A 5,616-nucleotide genomic window follows, 5' to 3' on the forward strand; every position below is an offset into this window, starting at 1 on the left:
TATCCAACATTCTCCCTTAAAAAATATCAATAAGCTATCTTCAGTTATCACATGAGATGTTATTTTTACTTCATAGCGGAGAGTTTTTATGGCTTCAGGTTGGTTATCTAAAAATTTAGCTGTCAGGTCAAGTAAACGAAATGACCGTTTACCTTTATTCTCGAAGTCAGACCCTAGATAACTTAGTAACAGTAAAATACCATGACCGGCTTCTTTACAGATTCCTAGAGGCACTTGACCATCTACGGCATACCAAGCATTTTCCGGTAGATCGTATTCAGTTTCGATCACACCCGTTTTATACTTCTCTCGTTCACCCTCTAGTTTAGTGACTCGACTGATAAATAGATAAGGAGGAGAAGGGAGTCGCACTCGTCGGGCATAAGCATCAATACTTTCAAAATCTTTACCAAAGACTCGTGAAACCTTTCCTTCTGTAAATTCCAGTACATCGTCGGCATTAAAGATAATATTACTAGATGTTTCTGGGATAGTAGGAGAAGTCAGCGGTATAGTTTCTTGGTAAGTGAATTCCTGGCTAGGAATCTGATCTTTTACTAAGGTCATAGTTTTGGTTTCAGCCATAGGTTGGGTCAACTCTGCTACTGGTTTGGAATTGAAACCCACAGATTGACTAAGGTTAGCGCCGATAATCCCAGACTTGTTGATATCAGATGTTAGTTTAGTTTCCAGTAATTTGTATTGATTACTGGTTTGTAATACTGAAATTTTTGATACTGACGTTTCTGACACTGAAGAATACAGTGGAGACAAATTTAGAGATACCTGATGACTGACTAATTGTGCCAAGACTTTAACGACAGCAGCGAGGTCATCTCCCCTTTTAGGATTGATGCACACCGCAAGATGGTCTTGGTGTTTGAGGGTGTCACTAATCCATCGTGTACAGGTACCTCCAGAGCCCAACTCAATGAATAGTTTGGCTCCATCATCATAGGCACGGTTAATTAGCCGAGGAAAGTCAAGCTCCTGACAGACCCCTTGAGCTAAGTGATTAGCAATGGAGTTTTGGTCAAGGGGAATTGGTGTGTAGCGGGCAGAGGAATAAAATACAATGTCTGGTGTTTTGCTAACTGATACACTATTGAGTTTGCTAAGCTCATTGTATTCAGAAGCCATTGCCTCACAGTGCAGTACCAAATTGGTGGGAGAACGGAATGAGTCGCAGCCCAAGGCTTCAATTACACGCTTACAGCCTTGGGCATCTCCTGCAATCACAACTTCCGTCGGGGTGTTGATGTGGGTCAAATAGACTCGGTTTTCCTGTTTCAGGCATTCCTTAACTGTAGATGCTGGTGCCATCAGCACATAACTACTCCACAATTCTGTCCCATCCTGCTGCGGTGCCTTGGTCATCCCCCAATGGTCTCGCACTGCATTCTGGGAACCAGCTAGCCGACTACGAAATAGCTCAGAGGAATTGACGAAATTACTGCCATAGTCAGCATTCGACCAAACATCTAGGGCATACATCATCGTGCTTTCCCCCATGCTGTACCCAAAGGCGACTTGGGGCTGCACCTGGAAATACTCTCTCAGGATCTGGGTGAAGAGCACTGCAAAGCCAGTTCCTGTTTCCAGCATCGACAAGGGAGTATCAGCTAATTTAGTTTCTAGGTCTTCTAGCTCCCGTTTTGATAATTGATGCTGACTTCTAGGATAGAGCTGTTTCTCCCGGAAAAATTCACCAGGATTGGAAACCAAGCTAGCAGCGCGGTCATAAATGCTGGGAAACAACTGGAATAGTTTCCGACCCATACCGATGTAGGAATTGAAGGCACCGGGATAAACAAATGCGATCGCACCCTTTTTACCGAGGGGATTGGCCGTAAAATAGCTACCCAGAGGACTTTTCCAGGGTTTCCCTTCAGCAAAGGCACGCTTAATACCCGGTCGCGACCGCTCGATTTCCCGCATCACTTTAGCTTTATCACCCCCAACAATTGCTAGGGTATAGGTTGCCTGGTTTGAACCTTTAAACTTAGCAAAGGTTTGGTTAGCAACTTGAGACAAAGAAGAGCTATTTTCAATGGTTTGCTCTAGCACATCAAGCTGCTCTAGTAAAGCAGATTGGTCATTAGCTGCAATTGGGAAAAGATAGAAGGGAGCTTGTTCTAAGTATCCGTTGCTGCGGTCTGTTTCACTCAACTCTTCTGATAGAATTAAGTGTCCATAACTCCCATCCCCAGCTAAGCTATTAATCGCAGCTACTCGTTTTACTTGTCCTGGTGTCAGAAACCAAGGTCTCGATTCATTAGCAACATAGAAAGGACTTTCTTTCCAAAGCTCTGGCTGTTTCGGTTTTGACCAGTTGGGAGTGGCGGGAATATAGCGATGATAAAGACAAAGAGCGGTTTTAATTAAACTCGCGATACCAGAAGCAATATAAGTATGACCGATAGTGGATTTAACACTACCTAAACAACAGCTCAATTGGGAATTATCCCCTTGATACGCTGCAATTAATCCCTGAATTTCTGAGCGGTCTTGCTGTTCCACACCACTACCAAACACTTCTAGATAACCAATATCCCTTGGCTTGACTCCAGCTTTAGCAAAAGCCTGCTCACAGGATTGCTTAACTGATTCAGCACCAGTAATAGAACTATTAGCGATCCAGTTAATCCCATCAATCACAGCATAGATGCGGTTTTGATCCTGCTTGGCTTGTTCCGCTCGTTTTAAAACAACAGCACCTGCTCCTTCACCCAGGATCGAGCCATTAGCATGATAATCGTAACTTAGGGTAGGTTCACCTCTATTACTGTTGCTATTACCCAATAGCACCTGGTCAAATTCATGGACAAGATTTACAGCAGCAACAACCACCGCGTCTACTTCTCCAGCTTTTAGCAGTATTTGTGCTATATCCAGAGCTTTGATAACGGAATTTTCAGCCGCCTCTACGGTGAATGTAGGACCAGAAATATTCCATAAAGTGGCCATTTCACTAGCCACACTATGGTCTTGATTACTAACGGAATTGGCATTAGGGTTTGAATTAGAATTGGAATTAGCGATCGCATAACCAGATTCCCCACTACTAGCCCTCTTCAAGACAGATAGTTGCTCAGAATCAGAAACCATCTTGTTTGTGCTCAGGGATTCCTCCAGGACTCTATCCAGATGCAACCTGCTATCCCTTTGCTCCACTGGAACTCCCGAGCTAAGTGAGGTAATCACTGCCACATTTTTTAGTGGTGTATTCCCTTGTTCAAAACCCGCATCTTTCAAAGCATTATCAACAACGTTGCTTATCATTAATTGCTGATAATTTAACCTGTCAATCTCATTACTTTGGCAGTTAAAATTAAAAGCATTGATATCAACGTCCTGAAAATAATTACCCCGTGGCAATGCACCATGTTTGCCACCCACTTCTTCTGATAATTGCTGATTTTGAACCCTACCTTGATATCGGTTATGAGGAATAGGATGAAAATGCTGGCTGCCATCATAAATGCTAGCTGCAAACTTATCCAATCCTTGGCAGGAACCAAAAACAGCATCCATGCCGACAATCGCTATTTCCATTTTTATTGTTATTCCCTAACGTTTTAAAATTTATAATTCACCATTCAAGAACAAACCAAATCTGAACAAGTGTTTTCCAGAAATAGGTGATTAAGTCGAGAGCTGCTGGTCACCTGCATTTGGTCAATTTTTAGATAGATATTTCCTTGAGCATCGTGAGCCGTAGCATTAGCAACTACTCGATTTTCACTCCTTGAATTAATCTCTAATGAAATATAAAAATCCTGATTAAATGGAATCAAACTAAACTGTTCCAGTTTGCTAAACTGTAAGGGTAAGCTACCTAAATCATCAAAGTATCTGACCCAAACTAGTAGAGCTTGAAATAAAATATCAGCAGTGTAAGCATTGAATGCCTGGACTGGAAATTTACCTTGTTGTTTGACGTCCAAACTCTGCAAACTACATTGAACAGTCAATCCTTCAGGACTGATATTGAGAATTCGCTTCACTCCCTGAAAACGGGGTTTATGGAATAAAGTGCCATTTTGATAAGGTGACAGACTCAGAAGTGCTGGATCTTGGATACTATTAAATGACTCATAAGTAGTAGCTTGAGGAATTGCTTGCACCAGTTTTATTTGAGTCTTGTAATGATAATGAGGTATTTTTCTAGTGCTTTCGCTAGAAACCACTGCTTCAAATTCTATTTCACCTTGAGATTTATTGATTTCCTTTAAATCCAGCGTGTAGTAATTGGCAAGGGTGTTGTCGAAAACAATGCCTTTGAGAACTTTGTAGTTGTCACAACTGAAAAATTTGTAACCGGGATAGAGTTGTTCACAAGTATTAGCCAGCCATGAGATACCACACATCGCTGGTAAAACGGGATGAGAGGCAATCACATGGTCACAGACAAAAGGATTCTCCGCTAAGGTTAATTTTCGCTGAATACGGAATGTCTGTTTTTCAGGAGATAGCTGCTTAGGGGAGCCCATAATCGGACGGCTCATCACTAGAATTTGTGGAGTCTCCTGATCAGGACTATTTAATTCATCAATTAACATTTTTGCTCCCACATCCACGGAAATAAGTTCCATATCTTGTTGGGCAAAAAACTTCTTTAATTCCGGGGTGACCATCCCCCCATCCCAAGGCCCCCAACCGATAGAAAGTACACGACAATTGGGATACTTCCGCTTTAGTACATAGGCATACTTATTAAGGATTTCATTAGCTAAGGCATAATCCGATTGACCAGGATTACCATAAAATGCTACAAAGGAGGAAAATAAAACAATGAAGTCTAATTGACTGGGTTTGACACAGCTAAGTAAGCTTTCTAACCCTTCAATCTTAGTATTGTAAACAGTTTCAAAATCCTGCTCTGATTTTTTTTCAATCAACTTATCGGCTAAATTGCCCGCTCCATGAATAATTCCCGTAATCGCTCCAAAGCGCTGAATCACTGGTGCTAGTTTAGCCGTTAAATCAGCACTATTGGTAACGTCTACACTAAGATACTCTGCCTCTCCTCCAACCTGTTTAATAGTAGATATAGTATTAGTAATGTCTCGCCTTTTGGAGATGCTCTTAAAACGTTTTTGAACTTTGACAGGTGTGGGCTTTTCACCTTGGGCGATCAAATCCTGCATGATTCGCTTTTTCAATTCGGACTCGTCGAAGCAATTTTTAGCCCATTCTGGTTCACTGTCACCAATAGAAGAGCGACCAAGCAGAATAAATTTGCACCGATATTGCTCTGCTAATTTAATTACACATTGAGCCGTAACCCCTCTTCCACCACCGCTGACCAGAACAACGGAGGATGAATTAATTGTAGTGTATTGGTTCATTAGGCTGATCTCCGAGGTAGTGTTTACCAACAGAAAAATCTGTGAGTTTAATCCTCTAAATACTTGTCTGCGAAAGCTTTATCTTTTATGCACAGTGCGGTGGTTGTTACAATTATTAACACTATGCCTTGGGAATCGGGAATCTAGAAGGAGATAGGGAGATAGGGAGATGGGGAGATGGGGATCCAGAAAACTTTTACTACCGTACGACTACTACAGTACACTTCTTCAAAAGAGGGTTTTAGAGCAGATTAAGAAATGCTGC

Annotated in this window: 2 protein-coding genes; both read right to left on the bottom strand. The window is 41.8% G+C overall.

What is annotated here, in order from left to right; translation table 11 throughout:
- Nucleotides 1-3,555, bottom strand: a 3,555-nt coding sequence (locus tag F6K52_RS31320; RefSeq protein ID WP_293088128.1) for a PfaB family protein, incomplete at its 3' end; no start/stop codon positions are given.
- A gap of 44 nt (nt 3,556-3,599) precedes the next feature.
- Nucleotides 3,600-5,351 carry an SDR family NAD(P)-dependent oxidoreductase gene (locus F6K52_RS31325; RefSeq protein WP_293088130.1) on the bottom strand — a complete coding sequence of 584 codons (1,752 nt, stop codon included), beginning with the start codon at nt 5,349-5,351 and terminating at the stop codon, nt 3,600-3,602.
- Between the last annotated feature and the right edge of the window lie 265 nt (nt 5,352-5,616).

The organism is Moorena sp. SIO3H5 (genome assembly GCF_010692395.1).
Lineage (GTDB): Bacteria > Cyanobacteriota > Cyanobacteriia > Cyanobacteriales > Coleofasciculaceae > Moorena.

Excerpts from the sequence above, each read along its gene's own strand:
- F6K52_RS31325 (WP_293088130.1), bottom strand. The coding sequence starts at position 5,351 with ATGAACCAATACACTACAATTAATTCATCCTCCGTTGTTCTGGTCAGC.